Annotated in this window: 17 protein-coding genes; 4 read left to right on the forward strand and 13 right to left on the reverse strand. The window is 48.7% G+C overall.

Going from position 1 to position 15,057, the window contains the following annotated elements:
- Nucleotides 1-77 precede the first annotated feature (77 nt).
- On the forward strand, nucleotides 78-590 hold the full coding sequence (locus tag U8U68_RS15505; RefSeq protein WP_322202385.1) for a helix-turn-helix domain-containing protein: 513 nt from the start codon (nucleotides 78-80) through the stop codon (nucleotides 588-590).
- A 105-nt stretch (nucleotides 591-695) separates the two neighbouring features.
- Here U8U68_RS15505 and U8U68_RS15510 read toward each other — a convergent pair whose 3' ends face one another.
- The gene (locus U8U68_RS15510) at nucleotides 696-1,409 is read right to left on the reverse strand and encodes a recombinase family protein (protein ID WP_322202388.1); all 714 of its coding nucleotides are present in this window, start codon (nucleotides 1,407-1,409) and stop codon (nucleotides 696-698) included.
- A 293-nt stretch (nucleotides 1,410-1,702) separates the two neighbouring features.
- Nucleotides 1,703-2,014, reverse strand: coding sequence for a helix-turn-helix domain-containing protein (locus U8U68_RS15515; protein ID WP_322202390.1), 312 nt, complete (start codon nucleotides 2,012-2,014; stop codon nucleotides 1,703-1,705).
- Nucleotides 2,015-2,427: 413 nt separating this feature from the next.
- Between U8U68_RS15515 and U8U68_RS15520 the strand changes: the two genes are divergently transcribed.
- From U8U68_RS15520 to U8U68_RS15530, 3 genes are all read left to right on the forward strand, one after another.
- Entirely contained in the window at nucleotides 2,428-2,613 is a 186-nt protein-coding gene (locus tag U8U68_RS15520) for a hypothetical protein (RefSeq protein ID WP_322202392.1), read from the forward strand.
- Nucleotides 2,614-2,764: 151 nt separating this feature from the next.
- A complete protein-coding gene (locus tag U8U68_RS15525) occupies nucleotides 2,765-3,271 on the forward strand; it encodes a hypothetical protein (protein ID WP_322202394.1) in 507 nt (168 codons plus the stop codon).
- A gap of 1 nt (nucleotide 3,272) precedes the next feature.
- Complete coding sequence (locus U8U68_RS15530; protein ID WP_322202396.1) at nucleotides 3,273-3,836, forward strand: hypothetical protein; 564 nt, start codon at nucleotides 3,273-3,275, stop codon at nucleotides 3,834-3,836.
- 109 nt (nucleotides 3,837-3,945) lie between these two features.
- On the opposite strand, the gene U8U68_RS15535 is transcribed toward U8U68_RS15530, so the two are convergent.
- From U8U68_RS15535 to U8U68_RS15585, 11 genes are all read right to left on the reverse strand, one after another.
- On the reverse strand, nucleotides 3,946-5,859 hold the full coding sequence (locus tag U8U68_RS15535; protein ID WP_322202398.1) for an S-layer homology domain-containing protein: 1,914 nt from the start codon (nucleotides 5,857-5,859) through the stop codon (nucleotides 3,946-3,948).
- Nucleotides 5,856-6,167, reverse strand: a complete 312-nt coding sequence (locus tag U8U68_RS15540) for a helix-turn-helix domain-containing protein (RefSeq protein ID WP_322202399.1) — start codon at nucleotides 6,165-6,167, stop codon at nucleotides 5,856-5,858. Before U8U68_RS15540 ends, U8U68_RS15535 begins: the two co-directional genes overlap by 4 nt.
- 224 nt (nucleotides 6,168-6,391) lie before the next feature.
- Nucleotides 6,392-7,891, reverse strand: a complete 1,500-nt coding sequence (gene lysS, locus U8U68_RS15545) for a lysine--tRNA ligase (RefSeq protein WP_322202401.1) — start codon at nucleotides 7,889-7,891, stop codon at nucleotides 6,392-6,394.
- 188 nt (nucleotides 7,892-8,079) lie between these two features.
- The gene (greA, locus tag U8U68_RS15550; protein ID WP_322202402.1) at nucleotides 8,080-8,565 is read right to left on the reverse strand and encodes a transcription elongation factor GreA; all 486 of its coding nucleotides are present in this window, start codon (nucleotides 8,563-8,565) and stop codon (nucleotides 8,080-8,082) included.
- A 212-nt stretch (nucleotides 8,566-8,777) separates the two neighbouring features.
- The gene (locus U8U68_RS15555) at nucleotides 8,778-9,461 is read right to left on the reverse strand and encodes a cell wall hydrolase (RefSeq protein ID WP_322202404.1); all 684 of its coding nucleotides are present in this window, start codon (nucleotides 9,459-9,461) and stop codon (nucleotides 8,778-8,780) included.
- Nucleotides 9,462-9,718: 257 nt separating this feature from the next.
- Nucleotides 9,719-10,180 carry an S-ribosylhomocysteine lyase gene (locus U8U68_RS15560; protein ID WP_322202407.1) on the reverse strand — a complete coding sequence of 154 codons (462 nt, stop codon included), beginning with the start codon at nucleotides 10,178-10,180 and terminating at the stop codon, nucleotides 9,719-9,721.
- A gap of 272 nt (nucleotides 10,181-10,452) precedes the next feature.
- Complete coding sequence (locus tag U8U68_RS15565) at nucleotides 10,453-12,714, reverse strand: glycoside hydrolase family 3 C-terminal domain-containing protein (RefSeq protein ID WP_322202409.1); 2,262 nt, start codon at nucleotides 12,712-12,714, stop codon at nucleotides 10,453-10,455.
- 309 nt (nucleotides 12,715-13,023) lie between these two features.
- On the reverse strand, nucleotides 13,024-13,272 hold the full coding sequence (rpsR, locus tag U8U68_RS15570) for a 30S ribosomal protein S18 (protein ID WP_322202411.1): 249 nt from the start codon (nucleotides 13,270-13,272) through the stop codon (nucleotides 13,024-13,026).
- A gap of 94 nt (nucleotides 13,273-13,366) precedes the next feature.
- The gene (locus U8U68_RS15575; RefSeq protein WP_322202441.1) at nucleotides 13,367-13,837 is read right to left on the reverse strand and encodes a single-stranded DNA-binding protein; all 471 of its coding nucleotides are present in this window, start codon (nucleotides 13,835-13,837) and stop codon (nucleotides 13,367-13,369) included.
- A gap of 84 nt (nucleotides 13,838-13,921) precedes the next feature.
- On the reverse strand, nucleotides 13,922-14,320 hold the full coding sequence (rpsF, locus tag U8U68_RS15580; protein WP_322202413.1) for a 30S ribosomal protein S6: 399 nt from the start codon (nucleotides 14,318-14,320) through the stop codon (nucleotides 13,922-13,924).
- A gap of 195 nt (nucleotides 14,321-14,515) precedes the next feature.
- Nucleotides 14,516-14,821, reverse strand: a complete 306-nt coding sequence (locus U8U68_RS15585) for a DUF3892 domain-containing protein (protein ID WP_322202415.1) — start codon at nucleotides 14,819-14,821, stop codon at nucleotides 14,516-14,518.
- Between the last annotated feature and the right edge of the window lie 236 nt (nucleotides 14,822-15,057).

A 15,057-nucleotide genomic window follows, 5' to 3' on the forward strand; every position in this document is an offset into this window, starting at 1 on the left:
ATAATCTTCTATTTCATATCCTAAGTGTTGACATGGAATAGAAAATCTGCTATTATTTAATGTGCGGGGGTGAATATATGCTCAACGTTGAGTTATTTGCAAAAAATCTTCTTGAAGAGCGAAAAAAGCAGAATTTAACCCAAAGGGAACTTTCAAAAAAATCTCAAGTATCGGTACAAATGATTTCGGCCTATGAGAAGGGAGCAAAACTACCCTCCTTAGAATCAGCTATAAACCTTTGCGTTGCTCTCAATGTATCTCTTGATCAGCTTTGCACAAAATCAGGTGAAAAACCTCTGCCTTCTTATGCAATGGAATCGTTGGCAGATATTGTGGGTGAAATTGAGCGTATACAGCACCTACTATCTTCATTTGAAGAATCTTGTACTATCACTTATGACGAGAGCAGCACAACAATACAAATTGAAAATTGCGGTGATTTGGCAAAGTATTTCTCTCAACGGGAACGCTTTATGGAGTTATTGAAAGATCGTGCGGTATCTGAAGATATGGTAGAGACATGGAAAGTGGAAGCCCTTAATAAACTACGCTCAAAAAATCAAGAGACATTTGAAATGTTTGGATTTTGATTTGTTACTATAATCCTATATCCAAGCGAAGCGAAGTTGTTAGTTAATAATTGATTGGTAGCATAGAAAAAGCGGCGGGGTTTATATCCCTACCGCTTTTTCGTTCTATTGCTCTGCCCGGAGTTCAGATTTGTATTTGTAATAACTGTTTCTGGATATATCAGCCAGTTTTATAACATCTGGATCACTCAGTGTCCCGCCAAAGTCTTTAGAATGCTGCAAGATAATCTTTTTAGCTGCAAGACTTTTTTTCGTGGTCAACTTTGAACCAGTAGAAAGGCCGTACTTTTTTTCGATACCCTTTTCAGCAGCGGCGGCTTTGGCTGTCCTCATACCATCTCTCACCCTCTTGCAAATATCAAGCCGTTCTTTTTCTGCCTGTTCAAATGCAATAGCGATTTGCCGCTTCGCAAGTATCATTAAAACTTTGTTCGTGGCCTCAATATAAACATCGGCAATCTCATTACCTGTTGGCGGGATATTTGCCGCTGCTGCCTGTCGGTAGCAATCCGTGTTGCAATGCGGCTCATTTAAAAATACAAGGTTAATACCCCTCTGGTACAGTTCTTCATATAATGCCGCCCCACTGTCTGCGTCCCTACTCAAACGGGACACGCTATCGAACACAACCGTATCACCGGGCTTCAGTCGCTTATACAGACGATTCCATTCTGGCCTATCAAGTGTACTTCCTGTAAATTTGTCGCTGAAGAATATTGCTCCCGCATAGACTCGATTGCTTGCCTCTTTGATATTATCAATCTGCCGTTTCAGGCTTTGACGTTCTGTAGACACACGGCAATAGGCATACAGTTTCATATCCCGCTACCTCCATGATATAAAATCAAAGTATACATTGTTTTGATACTAATATTATACCTCTATACCATAGCAATGTCAAGCAGTTTTGGTACAATTTCTCGGTGGTTTCATTTGGTATAGAAATAGCCTGCCGCCTTTTCTTTCATATTAGCACTGTGCTATAGAGGGGTAGTTTACACTCTCAGTAGCTTTTCATTTTTCATAGCGCCCATGGTACATCTGCTCAATAGATAGGCAAAAGTTTTATACGATACGATAAAAGCGGGTACAGCTATCAAACCATACTCGCTTCATCCTTGTATTAACCTGTTTATATGATTGAGGATCAGCAACTTGTCACTATCACTTAACTGCCGCAACCCTTTTACTGCCTCTGCTACCAACGCTGGATCATCAATGCTTTCATCAAAGAACTGCGCTGGCGTAAGGCCAAAGTAATCACAAATTTCAAACAGCCCCTCAACCGAAGGTAGGCTCTTGCCGCTGCTGATATTTTGGATATATCCCCGGCTATGGCCTAAGTCAAGGCTCATTTGATACTCGGACACGCCTTTTTGCAAGCGCAGTTGTGCAATCCTATCGCGTAAAAACTGAACATACATTAGCGGCAACCTCCTTACCGCATTATTGTATTACATCTACAAAATGTTGAGGGCGGCTGAAAAACTCGAAAAGAAGTTGAAATGCTCACGAAAAGATGTTATAATGTGTTAAAGCTACATTGGGAGGTTGTGTATGCGAATATGACAGTATGCTTTTGCGGGCATAGCAAACTGTATAGCAACTATGACAGTATTAAAGCAAAATGCCTTGAAATTGTCCGGGGACTAATCGAGAAAGGGGCTGATAGTTTTTTAGTCGGTGACTATGGAGCTTTTGACGCTATAGCAGCTTCGGTCTGCCTTTCACAGAAAAAAAGCACCCCTATATCGAAGTCTGCCTGATACTCCCTTATTATCGTCCACACATTGACGATTATACACAGCAGCGGTATAATCGATTTGACAATACAATCATGCCACCGCTGGAAGATACCCCTTACCGTTACCGCATTGTTAAGGCTAATCAGTACATGGTAGATCAATCTGATATTTTGATTGCCTATGTGTGTTCCAGCGGCGGGGCGGCTAAAACATTGGAATATGGCAGAAAAAAGGACAAAATCATTGTTAATCTTGCAAATATACTGGAAGGGCAATAGCAATTATGGCTTTATTAAAATGTCCTGCGTGTGACAAAGAGGTTAGTGATAAGGCTCCTGCTTGTATTCACTATGGGCACCCATTCTTGTTGTAACAAGTACGAAAAGATGTTATAATAGCTATGTATACAATCCGCATGGGGGTGTGTTTATGTCTAAGGTTCAAAAAAAGGATTACTTCTTCGGAGCTGCCTTGTCACTGTTTTTGAGCAAAAATGATGACTCATGCCCTTCTTTAGTGGAATGTAGTGAAACATCTTGCCAGTACCGTATGACTACAGGAACAAGTGATGATTTCTATGTATACATGAAATATGCCAGTCATGGAGAAATTAAACAGGGTGAGCGGATTTGGCAGTTTTCTCTAACTAACACCGATAAGGAGAGAATCAATAGCTGTATCAAAAGTGGACTCAAAACATTTATTATCCTTATTTGCGGCGAAGAATCGTTATTAGATGGTGAAATTGCTGTACTTACGCAATCGGAATATTTATCAATGGCACATAAAACTGCTATACGGATCAAACTACAGGGCAAAAGCCCTAAAAAGTATATCGTTGCAGACAGGCAATCAAGTAAGGCATTGACAGTTGATCGAAATAGATTTGATTATAAACTGACAGATATTAAGGATAGCAGTATATCAGGAGGCTAAAATGATCATAGATGTTATAGGTGGCCTATTGACTAACAAAGTATTTTTTGACATTGCAAAACCAAAAGCGCATGAATCAAAAAAGAGTATATATGAGAAAAATCTATTTTACTCAGATAGGGTAGCGTGGGAAAAGCGACTTGATATGCAGCACCTTAAAGGATGTATGAGAATATTCTATTTTGGAAGTAGCAGCGGGGATTTCTGGTGGACATATGATCAAATTTGCTTGATTATGAGCAGACTTAAAAACAACAAGTTCCCTTTTGATTTAGAATATTACAATTTCAAAAAACATTCACTTGTAACGTGCAAGAATCCCACTTTAGACAAAGCAGAATCATTTATATTGGATTCATCCCCTATTTCCATTGATGGATATTTGCGCTCCGATAAGGGAGAGGTTTTAAAAGAAGTATCTATGTTTATTAGCAAATTTCCCAATAATTTGCGGTCAATCTGGCAGCAAGGAAAAATAGTCATTGATAACATTGAAATGGCTTTTGCTGAAGCTGATAACCACATATCGGAGGAATGGAAACGCATGAATGAAACATGGGATTAGCCTGTAGATTTCTGATAAACTTTTTTATCTCTATCTGTCAAAAAAGAAACTCAAAGGGCACATTGTACTATTGGGCAACCGCCGATCACTCGGCGGCTGCCCTTTTTTGTCACCGATACAGGGCCAATACATCATTGATAATCCGCACCAATTCTCCCCTACTAATCACAGCATCAGGCTTGAAGTCTGCACTATCCTCAATCCAGCCATTAGCAACGGTGGTTTGTATGGCCTGTTCTGCCCAGCCGCTATACTGGATATGCTGAAGGCTGTATTCCTTCTGCTCAACAAATCGACTCAAAATAGCTAAAATCTGCGACCATGTAACTTTACCATTGGGATCATACCTACCATTGCCCACACCGTTGACAATCCCCGCTGCCTGTATTACATTGACATACGGAGCATACCACGCATCGGCGACAACATCGGCAAAGGCCAGTTCTGCATTGTTATATTTGGCAATGGACTCATCATCCAGCAAACGGAAAATAATTGTTGCAAGCTGCGCCCTCGTCAGAAGATCATCCTCATGTAGTAGGCCATCTCCATAGCCAAGCAATACAACTGTTCGGGACGTGTCTATAACTGCCCCATTACAAGCAAGCTGTGGTTTTGCTGTAGCGGGAATGTCAGGCTGCTCCTGCGGCTTATCATCCTCTGTGGGCTTTGTAGGCCGTTGTGACGGTCTATAGTCTATTGGAGGGGTATAACCATCATCTCCGCTATTACCGCCGTCAGAGGGCTTTTGCGGCGGCTGTGGTGTGTTTGGTGTAGTGTCTGTGGGATTATCCGGGGTATCATCCTGCGGCGGCTCTGTGGGCGGCTCCGGGGGCTGTGACGGGGTATCTGTTGGATCGTCCCCGCTGCCCTGTGGGGGCTGTTCTCCACCTGTAGTACCCGGCTCTTGTGGTTGTTCTGTGGGCGGTTCGGGTAATTCACTTGCAAAAATGAACTTTGCCCCAAACAAAGAATTGTTTGGAAGTATATTCTCAAGTTCAAGAGTTTCACCTAAAAATTCAATGTGGGTTTCTCTATCAAAGCGGTTATAATCATAATCAGAATAGAATCCAACTGGTTCATCATCCAAATCAATAATTGAATATGTTACCTTCATACCTACAGAGTATTGGACAGATAATGAGGAATTTTGAAAACTCCTAATATCATCTGCACAACCCGAAGCCTGATTTCCATATATGATGGTATCTATCATTTTTAGTTTACCGTCATTAAGAACCCCACCACCAACATCTGCGGAATTACCCGTAATAATTGTGTTTCGGATTTCAACAGTCTTGCCGCTGTCAATATAAATTCCACCACCTGATCTTCCAAAGGAGTTTTCTAATGTCTTATTATCTTTAATAGTACAGCCGTCAATTATGGCATTTCCGTTGCACCTAATTCCTATACCGCTGCCATTTAAACTTGCATAGTTATCTATAAATGTGGTATTTGTGACTGTAGCACTGGCGTTTATACTGATCTCCATGCAAGAACGTCCTGTAGTGTTGTAAGTAAAAACGCAATCCTGAATGATAGCATTTAGCCAGTGCAAGGTGAGAACACTATAGTTACAGTTAAAGTGCTGAAAAGTAACATTTGAGATTGTAATAGTTCCATTTCCAACAGATGGTTTATAAATACCGAAGTCTATTGCTGATAAGTTGTCAATTTCATTTCCATCCATTACTATGTTTTCAAATACAACATTTTCAATGTCATAAGGGACAACATAGAAAAGGGCATTATCTGTCAGAGAACTATCGGGAACAACTGTAATAACTTTATCCTCTACGCCAACAGAACAATTTTCTCTGATCTCAATTTTGCTGCTTATTGCAATAGTATCTCCATCTTCGGCGGCATCAATAGCCGCTTGCAGTTCCTCCAGCGTGGAAACTACAACAGACTCTTGTTCCTGCTGGATAGGCTGATCTGTAGCGGCCTCTCCTTCTGCTGCATAAGCCGGGATCACCAGCACTAACATCATAAGTACAGTCAAGATTGCTTTCCTCATCGTGCAAATTCCTCCAATTTCTTATTCTTAGCGGTCATAGAGGCTACAAGTTCACTTATCATTGTGGCTTCGGCGGTTGTCAACCCGGACAAGTCCAGCGGCCTACCACCCGTCCGCCCAAGCAGAAAGTCAGTCGATACATTATAAACCTCTGCAAGTCGAACAAGCGCCTGATAAGACGGTTGACGTGTATCATTCTCCCAAGCGGATATGCTTGATCTGTCTGCTCCTACCAGCCGGGCAACTTGTTCCTGCCTCAAGCCATTTTCCTGTCTCAGTTGTTTTAGTTTATCACCTATGAGTATCATGTTGCGCCACCTCCTACGCAACTAATCATAGAATAGCAGAAAATGTGCGACAGGGGGTAGCGTCAGGCGTGACAATCCCACACAACATAAAAAAACGCCCCTACCAACTACGGTAGAGGCGTTATTACTGTATCGGATTCTTTTTGATTAGGTGTAAAACAGGTGTAAATCTTCTTTTTCTTCCGACTTTCAAGGCTGGAAAGCCTTGAAAACACGGGCTTTTCTTAATCCAAAGGCTTCATGGTCGGGAACAACAGCACATCTCGAATGGATGCCGCGCCGGTCAACAGCATAACCAGCCGGTCTATCCCCATACCCATGCCGCCGGTGGGGGGCATACCATATTCCAGCGCTGTCAAAAAGTCCTCATCTACGTCGCAGGCCTCGTCATCTCCCGCCGCTTTTTGGGCCGCCTGGGCCTCGAACCGCTGACGCTGGTCAATGGGATCATTCAGCTCACTAAAAGCATTGGCATATTCGCCGCCACAGATAAACAGCTCAAACCGCTGGGTATACTCCGGGTTCTCTGGGTCCTTTTTAGCCAAGGGCGAAATATCAACCGGGTGCCCAGTAAGGAATGTGGGCTGGATAAGCTTTGCCTCGCAGTACTCCTCAAAGAAGAGGTTCAAAATTTCCCCCTTCTTGTGCCTGGGCTCATACTGGATATGATGCTGGTCTGCCAAGGCCCGGGCCTGCTCGATGGTCTCTACCTGGGTGAAATCCACCCCGGCGTATTGCTTCACAGCCTCAAGCATACTAATGCGGGCAAAGGGCTGGTCCAGATCGATCTCCACGCCATCCCACTCAACCTTTCCTGTACCCAGCACTCTGTGGGCAGTAAAACGGATTAGGTCCTCGGTAATGTCCATCATGCCGTGAATGTCCGTGTAAGCCTGGTAGAATTCCAACATGGTGAACTCCGGGTTGTGGCGGGTGTCCATGCCCTCGTTGCGGAAGTTGCGGCCAATCTCATATACCCGGTCAAAGCCGCCTACGATCAGCCGCTTTAGGTGCAGCTCCAAGGCAATGCGCAGGTACATATCCATATCCAGGGTGTTGTGATGGGTGATGAAGGGCCGTGCCGCCGCGCCGCCCGCCTGGGTGTGGAGCACCGGGGTTTCCACCTCCAGGAATTCCTTCCCGTCCAGATACTCTCGGATCGCGCTGATAATCTTTGAGCGCTTGACAAACACATCCCGGACATCCGGGTTCATAATCAGGTCCAGGTAGCGCTGGCGGTAGCGGGCGTCTGTGTTGGTCAGTCCATGGTACTTTTCAGGCAGGGGCAGCAGGGCCTTTGAGAGAATGGTTACCTGGCTGGCCTTTATGGAGATTTCCCCCCGCTGGGTGCGGAACACCTCGCCCTGAACGCCCACAATGTCCCCGATGTCCAGAGAGGCCTGCATGGCCCGGTAATTCTCTTCGCCCATCACATCAATTTTCGCGTAAATTTGAATGCGCCCCGAACCGTCCCGCAGGTCCATAAAGGATACCTTTCCCATGCCCCGGCGGCTCATAATGCGCCCCGCCACAGTGGTGGTTTTGCCCTCCAGCTCTTCAAACCCGTCTAAAATCTGCTGGGCCTGGTGGGCTGCGTCAAAACGGGTGTGTAGGTAGGGATCGTTGCCCTCCTGCTGCATCTTAAAGAGCTTATCCCGCCGAATCTGAAGTATTTCACTTAGGCTCTGCTCTTCCTGGGGCTGCTGGGTCTTTTTCTCTGCCATTTTTTGTCTCCTCCCCGATTCATTTCTTGTTATGTCAACCGATTCTTTTCCACAGGCTGGTCTCTTCCTGCCAACCAACGCGCAGGACCCGACCCGTCCTTTTGCCAGCGGAGCCCTCCTCTGTTTCCTGGCAGGACATACAACCACTAGGCGGAAGCGCTGACTTTAACCAAAACTTTGGCCTTTTCTTACCGGGAAATGCTAATGATGGTATACTTTGCAATGCCAGAGGGCGTCTCTACCTCAATAGACTGCCCTACCTGTGCGCCAATCAATGCTTTCCCCACCGCCGACTCATCAGAGATCTTCCCGTTTCGGGGGTCGGCCTCATTAGAGCCCACAATGCGGAAGTCTCTGGTAGATTCCTTGCCTGTAGGCGAGAGAATACCCACCTCAATTTTAGAACCAATGTGCACTGTCTCATTGTTCAGCGTACTCTCGTCAATGACCACCGCGTTTTTCAGCATAACCTCCACGTCCGCGATACGAGCTTCCACCATAGCCTGGTCGTTTTTAGCTTCATCGTACTCACTGTTTTCAGACAGATCGCCAAAAGACAGCGCCACTTTTATTTTCTCGGCCACCTCCTTGCGGCGCACCGTTTTCAGAAAGTCCAGCTCTTTTTCCAGGGATGCAAGGCCCTCTTCTGTTACAAAAAACTGCTTCTCTGCCATTTGTTTCCATCTTCCTTTCTTAAAAAACGCAAAACAAGCCTGCAAGGCCTGAAGAACCCCCTTCAAGCCCGCAGCCCTGTAACGCAATGAAAGCCCCTTGTGGCGGCTAATTATCTATTATTATAATGAATGCGTCTGAAAATGTCAAGGGGAAGCGGCGCGGGCCATCCAAAAAGAAAAAGGCCGCAGGCGCGGCCTTTTTCTTTTAAACATCAGGTATAGCAGAAATAGATGGTGGTGCCCAAAATCGAGTCATAGTAGCTGGTATACAGCCCGCTGCCGGTAATAATACCGTTCTGCCCTGTAACGTTGGGTGGGCAGATACTGCCGTTTTCCAGCAGGTACCGGGCGTTGTTAATCACTCGCTGGCTGGGGGTCTTGTGGATAGAACCATTCCACACCGGACCGTACTGCCCCGGCTGGTAGATGACGTCCCGGATGGTGTTGGGGAAATAACTGCTGTTCACCCGGTTCAGTACCACGCTGCCCACCATACGCTGCACCCAGTCTGGAATCCAGTCACAGCCTGCCTCGGCATTAATGATACGGGCCAGCAGGTCCAGGTCCTCCTCGGTATACTTAGGCCGGCTGTCCCGCTCCATGGCCTCCAGAATCTCCTTGGCCGTGGTGTAGTCCGTAAAATAGCTGGTCTTGGGATGGTCAGATTTGGTCTTTTCAATCTTCAGGTTGCGCTGCTTCTCAAAGATGGCCCCCACCTGTAGGGCGTAGGCACTGCCGTCTTGCAGCGCCCGCTTCATCTGGGCCATATAGTCCACCTTTGGGTCATAGCCTGTCACCTGGATGTAGTCAGACAGGCCTTTAGCACTGGCGGAGATTCCCAGCACCGGCATAGCAGCCATTATTACCACCAGAAGCACGACGATCATTCTTTTCATAAATATGAGCACGTTCCTCTCTTTCCAGGGCTGGGCCTGGCAAAGGCTTTCGCCCTGTTGATTTTTTGGTCTGCCCAAAGTCTGCCCTGTTTTTTGGAAATATATTCCATCTCCTTCCAAAATATTCTTAGGCAGCACAGAAAGGACAAAACCAATGGCAAGGCCATGGCTCATATTCTAGTACAGTCGTGATGAAAAAGAGATCACACTATGGTGTTAAAAATGATATAGTTCTGTCACCTTCCGCTGAACGCTGGCTATTCCGCGTACTTCAGCTGCTGGGGGGTCCAGTCTTTCAGCACCGTACACATGTCCTGGGCCACCTCTTTGGCCCCGGGCAGGTCATGCTCCAGATAGTTGCCGCACTCCTCCCGCTTGTTTCCAGGAATCTCCCCCTCAAAGGCCGCGATAAAGGCAAAGCACTCCTGCACCAAGCGGATAGCCTCTTGAGCAGGCACAGTATCCCGCAGCAGCAGGTAAAAACCGGTGCGGCAGCCCATGGGGCCCACATAGATGACGCTTTCAGTTAGAACGCTGTTCCGGGCATAGGTAGCAAACAGATGCTCAAAAGTATGCAGCGCGCCAGTGTTCAGGTAGTCGCCGGCATTGGGCTTTTTCATACGGATGTCATAGGTAACCACATCCCCGTCCACCCGAGAAGTGTACATGCCCTTTTCTAGTTTGTCATGATTTACGGTGAAGCTTGCGATTTTTTTCATGGTAAGTTCCTTTCTTTATAGGAAGTATTGGGAAATGGAAAACGCGACGAGTCCAGCATCCCCGTGTCCTCGCGGGCTCTGAAAAGAGTTCTGGTTGCCAATGACACCTGTTCAGCGCCGGCCAAGGCAGGGAGGCTCCCCGGTGGGGAACGTTCTGACCCGACCGAGCCGGCAGGCGAGACCCGGCGAGACGAAGAAACTTTTTATTTTGAAGGGCTTTGGTAACCCGTTTGCTTTCTCATCAGAGGACTCCATCGTTTTCAAGCCTCTCATTATTGGTTTAACCGGTCAATAAGCTCCTGAATTTTCTCCGCTATCTCTTTATTGCCGCCGCCAAACATCACTGGCCCCCGCAGCGGCATATACTTCATCATGGCGTCGGCTCCTTCCCCGCTAAACACCTGGTCCCCCTCGCCGGTGTTATCCTCGTTGACCTCAATCACAGACATAGACTGCATCATGTCACCTATCAGCTCCCGGCCTTTGGGGTCGGCCATCACGTCGCCAATGGTGCTGTTCATGCAGTAGTGCTTTTTCACCACCGTGGTGCTCTCTATTTGCACCGGGGCACAAAGCTCAATCTCCCGGCTGGACTTGCCCACCATGATCGTGTACACGCCTGTCTCCACCTGCCAGTCCGCCAACTCGACATTATAATAAGCAAAGGCCCGCTTGCCTAGGGTAAAGCTTACGGCCTTTTCCTCACCAGGGGCTAACTCTATCTTTTCAAAGCCCCGCAGTTCCTTAACTGGACGGATAACGCCCCCGGCCGGCGCGCCCACGTACAGCTGCACAATCTCCTTGCCGGCCCGGTCTCCCACATTCTTCACCTTCACGCTGACAGACAGGGTATCCGTGTCCTTCATGGCGTCCTTGTCCAGGGTCAAGCCGCTGTACTGGAACTGGGTATAGCTGAGCCCATGTCCAAAGGGGAACAGCACGTCCATCTTCTTTTTGTCATAGTAGCGATAGCCTACAAAGACGCCCTCCCGGTACTCGGTGCGGTCGCCCTCGCCCAAGTAGTACAGATATGAGGGATTGTCCTCCACCTTCAGCGGGAAGGTTTCGGCCAGCTTGCCGCTGGGATTCACGTCTCCGTATAGCAGGTCCACAATGGCGGGGCCCACCGCCTCGCCGCCCAGGTAGGCGTACAGCACGGCCTTGACGCCGTCGATCCAGGGCATCTCAATGGCCCCGCCGCACTCTACCACTACGGCGGTGTTGGGCTGAACCTTAACCACCTCTTCCACCAGCTTTTGCTGGCAGGCGGGAATGCTCATATCCGCCCGGTCAAAGCCCTCGCTCTCCAGGGCGTCGGGAATGCCGATGAACACCACCGCGCACTCCGCGGCCTTGGCGGCCTGTACCGCCTCTTCTATCATGGCCTGGTCGGGCTCCACGCTCTTGGTGTCGTAGCCCTGGGCATAGGTGACGCCATAGGCCTTCGCGGCCTCCACCGAGCCGGAGACCTTATAACTGTTCACATGAGAGCTGCCGCCCCCCTGGAAGCGGGGCTTGTCCGCGAACTTTCCGATAAAGGCCACGGAGCTCTCCTTTTTAAGCGGCAGCAGGCCGTCATTTTTTAGCAGGACCATGGACTCCGCCGCCATCTTCCGGGCTTTCTCATGGTGGCCCTCATGGTCAAAGGCGGTCTCGGGCCTGCGGTTCTCGGTATAGGCAAACACGGCCTTTAGGATGCGCTCCACCGCGGTATCCAGCACCGCCTCGTCCAGGCTGCCGTCCTTGACGGCGGCAATGAGCTTCTCGGTGGCCAGGGCGTCGGGGCCGGGCATTTCCAGGTCCATGCCGGCGGCTACACCTTTTACCCGGTCGTTCACCGCGCCCCAGTCGCTGACCACAAAGCCCTTAAAGCCCCACTCGTCCCGGAGAATTTCCGTCAGCAGCTGGCGGTTCTCTGAGGCGAAAGCCCCGTTGACCTGATTATAAGAACACATCACAGACCAGGGCTGGCTCTCCTTCACGGCGGTCTCGAAAGCGGAGAGATAAATTTCCCGCAGAGTGCGCTCATCCACCACGCTGTCGCTGGTCATGCGCCGGTGTTCCTGGCTGTTGGCGGCGAAGTGCTTGAGGCTGGTGCCGATGTTCTTACTCTGCACCCCCTGGATGTATGCGGCGGCCATTTCGCCGGTCAGGTAGGGGTCCTCTGAGAAGTACTCGAAGTTCCGCCCGCACAGAGGAGAGCGCTTGATGTTCACCGCCGGGCCCAGCAGCACCGCCACACCCTCGGCCTGGCACTCGTCGCCCAGGGCCTCGCCTGAGGCCTTGATCAAGTTCCGGTCAAAAGAGCAGGCCACGCAAGAGCCCGTGGGGTAGCTCACCGCTGTCACACTGGCGTTCAGGCCCAGGTGGTCGGTCTCTCCCGCCTGTTTACGCAAGCCGCAGGGGCCGTCGGTGACCATCACCGAGGGGACGCCTAGGCGTTCCAGGCCCTGAATATGCCAAAAGTCCCGGCCAGAACACATGGCGGCTTTTTCTTCCAGCGTCATCTGCAAAAGCAAGTTTTTAATGTCCATCCGCGCAACACTCCTTCTATAATTTTTCAAAAATTCTTTGGCTATCTGTATTATGGAACGTCCTCCATTTGAAACCGTAAAGAACAGGCCTCCGTTCCATAATACAGAGCGCATCTTTGTGAATAACAACGATTTTTTTCAGCAGCCTTTTCTTATACATTACCAGCAGACCGGCCTGTCCTTTTATTATATCATACGCCTTTTACAAAGTCCACTATATCCTCTCCGATAAATACGATTTTTTATCCAACTTTCCCAGAACAAACAAGAAAAAGCTCCCCGCACGCGGGGAGCTTTGCTTACAAAAAATCAGTCGCTGGTGTAGGGCAGCAACGCCAAGTGACGGGCACGCTTAATAGCCACCGTCAGCGCACGCTGGTGGCGGGCACAAGTGCCAGTCACACGGCGGGGCAGAATCTTGCCTCTCTCAGAAATGAAGCGGCGCAGCTTGGCCACATCCTTATAGTCTATAAATTCCGCCCGGTCCACGCAGAAGCTGCAAACCTTTTTACGGCCCTTACGGCCCCGGCGAATCTCTCTTTCAGGTCTCTCTGGCATAGCTCTAAACCTCCTTATCACAATAAATATAGGCGCGTTCAAGTCCGTTGCAGGCTCCTTGTCGCCTGGCTTTTTCTCTTTTCCTTATTTCTGTTTAGAACGGGAGGTCGTCATCGCCCAAAATCTCTTCAAAATCATCCGCGCTGCCGCTGGAATAAGCCGGCGCGGGCTCTTTAAAAGCAGGCATAGAAGTACGCTCTGGAGGCTCGGATCCATAAGAGCCATAACTGTCTCCACCACTCTCGCGCTTGGAGCCGCAGAAATTCACCTGATCAGCCACAATTTCAAAGGCCTTACGCTTGTTCCCTTGCTTATCCTCATACATACGGGTTTGTATAGAACCATTTACTGCAATCATAGAGCCCTTTGCAAAATACTTACATACAAACTCCGCTGTACCACGCCACGCAACTACATCAATAAAATCTGTCTGACGCTCAGTCCCAGATCGGGAAAAGTTCCGGTCCACCGCTACGGTAAAGGTCGTGACGGCCAGGTCTGAGGGGGTGTGCCTTAGCTCAGGGTCTGCGGTAAGCCTGCCCATAATGGCGGCGATATTCAGCATAATATCTTCCTCCCTGCGGAAAAGCCCCTCATACATTGGGACCTTCTCCACACTTTTCTACGTTTGAAAGGATAAAAGCAGTTCTTACTCGCCGGCGGCTTCCACAGCTTCCACCGCGATGGCTTCTACGTCAATGCCGGTCTCTTCCGATTTGGGAGCGGGCTTCGGCTTACGCTCCACAATATGCCTGGGGTCGCGCTTGACGATAAGCGTACGCATAATACCGTCTGTAATCTGGTACCGGCGGTCCAGCTCGGCGGTAAACTCCGGGATGCTCTCAAAGTTGATGAGAGTGTAGTAGCCCTCGTTCTGTTTCTCGATGGGATAGGCAAAACGCCGCTTGCCCCAATCGTCAACACTCTGAACAGTACCGTGCTCTGCAATGAGCGCCTTAAATCGTTCCACAAGAGCCGCATTGCCCTCTTCCCCCAGTTTAGCGGAAGTAACGATAACGGTCTCGTAGAGGTTTTTTCCTTCTGCCATGTGTATTGCACCTCCTTTTGGCCTTATGGCCCCGGGCCGCAAAAAATTTGCCCGGAGCAAGGAAGTTTGAAACGCTGTCTCAAACAACTAGATCATTATACCACAACCTGTGGTAAAGTCAAGGGGATTTCGCCGGATAAACGCAAAAAAGCGGCCCGCGTGGCGCCGCTTTTTACAAAACAAAGGCATCATTCTTTAAAATCCCTGGGGTGTGCTGGGCAGGCCTCCCAGGTTGTTCCCCTCGTCGCCATCCGGCAGACTGCGCAGATACTCGCTTCCGTTGCGGCTGGCAATGGCCACCCCACGGATTCCCCCCTGCTTGGCCAGGGCTACCCCCTGGCTCTTGGTCAGAGTGGCCCCATCTGAAAGCTTATAACCAGCTATTTTCCCGTTTTTCCGCACCAGCCCGGTAATGGTCTTGGCGTCCTTGTTGGGAACCGGATTCATAATGTTAATATTCGCTGGCAGGTTGCCAATCCTGCCCCCTCGCTCTTGGTTCATTTTTGAGATGCTCCTTTCTATCTCACTGCAAATATCGTCTTCTATGGACAGCATTATTACCCATTGGGTACATCTCTATTGTGCCGCCCGCCCTGCTGGAATATTCAAAATCCGTTCTGGAATATCCAGCGGTCTATTTTTAGTCATTTTCCATAATATAATTTTATGGGTATTAGAAAATACAACTTGACTATATGGAAAATACAAGTTATGATACTGTACTGGAAGGTGATTGT

It is taken from the genome of Acutalibacter intestini (assembly GCF_034334985.1).
GTDB classification, from domain to species: Bacteria; Bacillota; Clostridia; order Oscillospirales; family Acutalibacteraceae; genus Acutalibacter; species Acutalibacter intestini.

Excerpts from the sequence above, each read along its gene's own strand:
- U8U68_RS15505 (WP_322202385.1), top strand. The coding sequence starts at position 78 with ATGCTCAACGTTGAGTTATTTGCAAAAAATCTTCTTGAAGAGCGAAAA.
- U8U68_RS15510 (WP_322202388.1), bottom strand. The coding sequence starts at position 1,409 with ATGAAACTGTATGCCTATTGCCGTGTGTCTACAGAACGTCAAAGCCTG.
- U8U68_RS15515 (WP_322202390.1), bottom strand. The coding sequence starts at position 2,014 with ATGTATGTTCAGTTTTTACGCGATAGGATTGCACAACTGCGCTTGCAA.
- U8U68_RS15520 (WP_322202392.1), top strand. The coding sequence starts at position 2,428 with ATGCCACCGCTGGAAGATACCCCTTACCGTTACCGCATTGTTAAGGCT.
- U8U68_RS15525 (WP_322202394.1), top strand. The coding sequence starts at position 2,765 with ATGTCTAAGGTTCAAAAAAAGGATTACTTCTTCGGAGCTGCCTTGTCA.
- U8U68_RS15530 (WP_322202396.1), top strand. The coding sequence starts at position 3,273 with ATGATCATAGATGTTATAGGTGGCCTATTGACTAACAAAGTATTTTTT.
- U8U68_RS15535 (WP_322202398.1), bottom strand. The coding sequence starts at position 5,859 with ATGAGGAAAGCAATCTTGACTGTACTTATGATGTTAGTGCTGGTGATC.
- U8U68_RS15540 (WP_322202399.1), bottom strand. The coding sequence starts at position 6,167 with ATGATACTCATAGGTGATAAACTAAAACAACTGAGACAGGAAAATGGC.
- lysS (WP_322202401.1), bottom strand. The coding sequence starts at position 7,891 with ATGGCAGAGAAAAAGACCCAGCAGCCCCAGGAAGAGCAGAGCCTAAGT.
- greA (WP_322202402.1), bottom strand. The coding sequence starts at position 8,565 with ATGGCAGAGAAGCAGTTTTTTGTAACAGAAGAGGGCCTTGCATCCCTG.
- U8U68_RS15555 (WP_322202404.1), bottom strand. The coding sequence starts at position 9,461 with ATGAAAAGAATGATCGTCGTGCTTCTGGTGGTAATAATGGCTGCTATG.
- U8U68_RS15560 (WP_322202407.1), bottom strand. The coding sequence starts at position 10,180 with ATGAAAAAAATCGCAAGCTTCACCGTAAATCATGACAAACTAGAAAAG.
- U8U68_RS15565 (WP_322202409.1), bottom strand. The coding sequence starts at position 12,714 with ATGGACATTAAAAACTTGCTTTTGCAGATGACGCTGGAAGAAAAAGCC.
- rpsR (WP_322202411.1), bottom strand. The coding sequence starts at position 13,272 with ATGCCAGAGAGACCTGAAAGAGAGATTCGCCGGGGCCGTAAGGGCCGT.
- U8U68_RS15575 (WP_322202441.1), bottom strand. The coding sequence starts at position 13,837 with ATGCTGAATATCGCCGCCATTATGGGCAGGCTTACCGCAGACCCTGAG.
- rpsF (WP_322202413.1), bottom strand. The coding sequence starts at position 14,320 with ATGGCAGAAGGAAAAAACCTCTACGAGACCGTTATCGTTACTTCCGCT.
- U8U68_RS15585 (WP_322202415.1), bottom strand. The coding sequence starts at position 14,821 with ATGAACCAAGAGCGAGGGGGCAGGATTGGCAACCTGCCAGCGAATATT.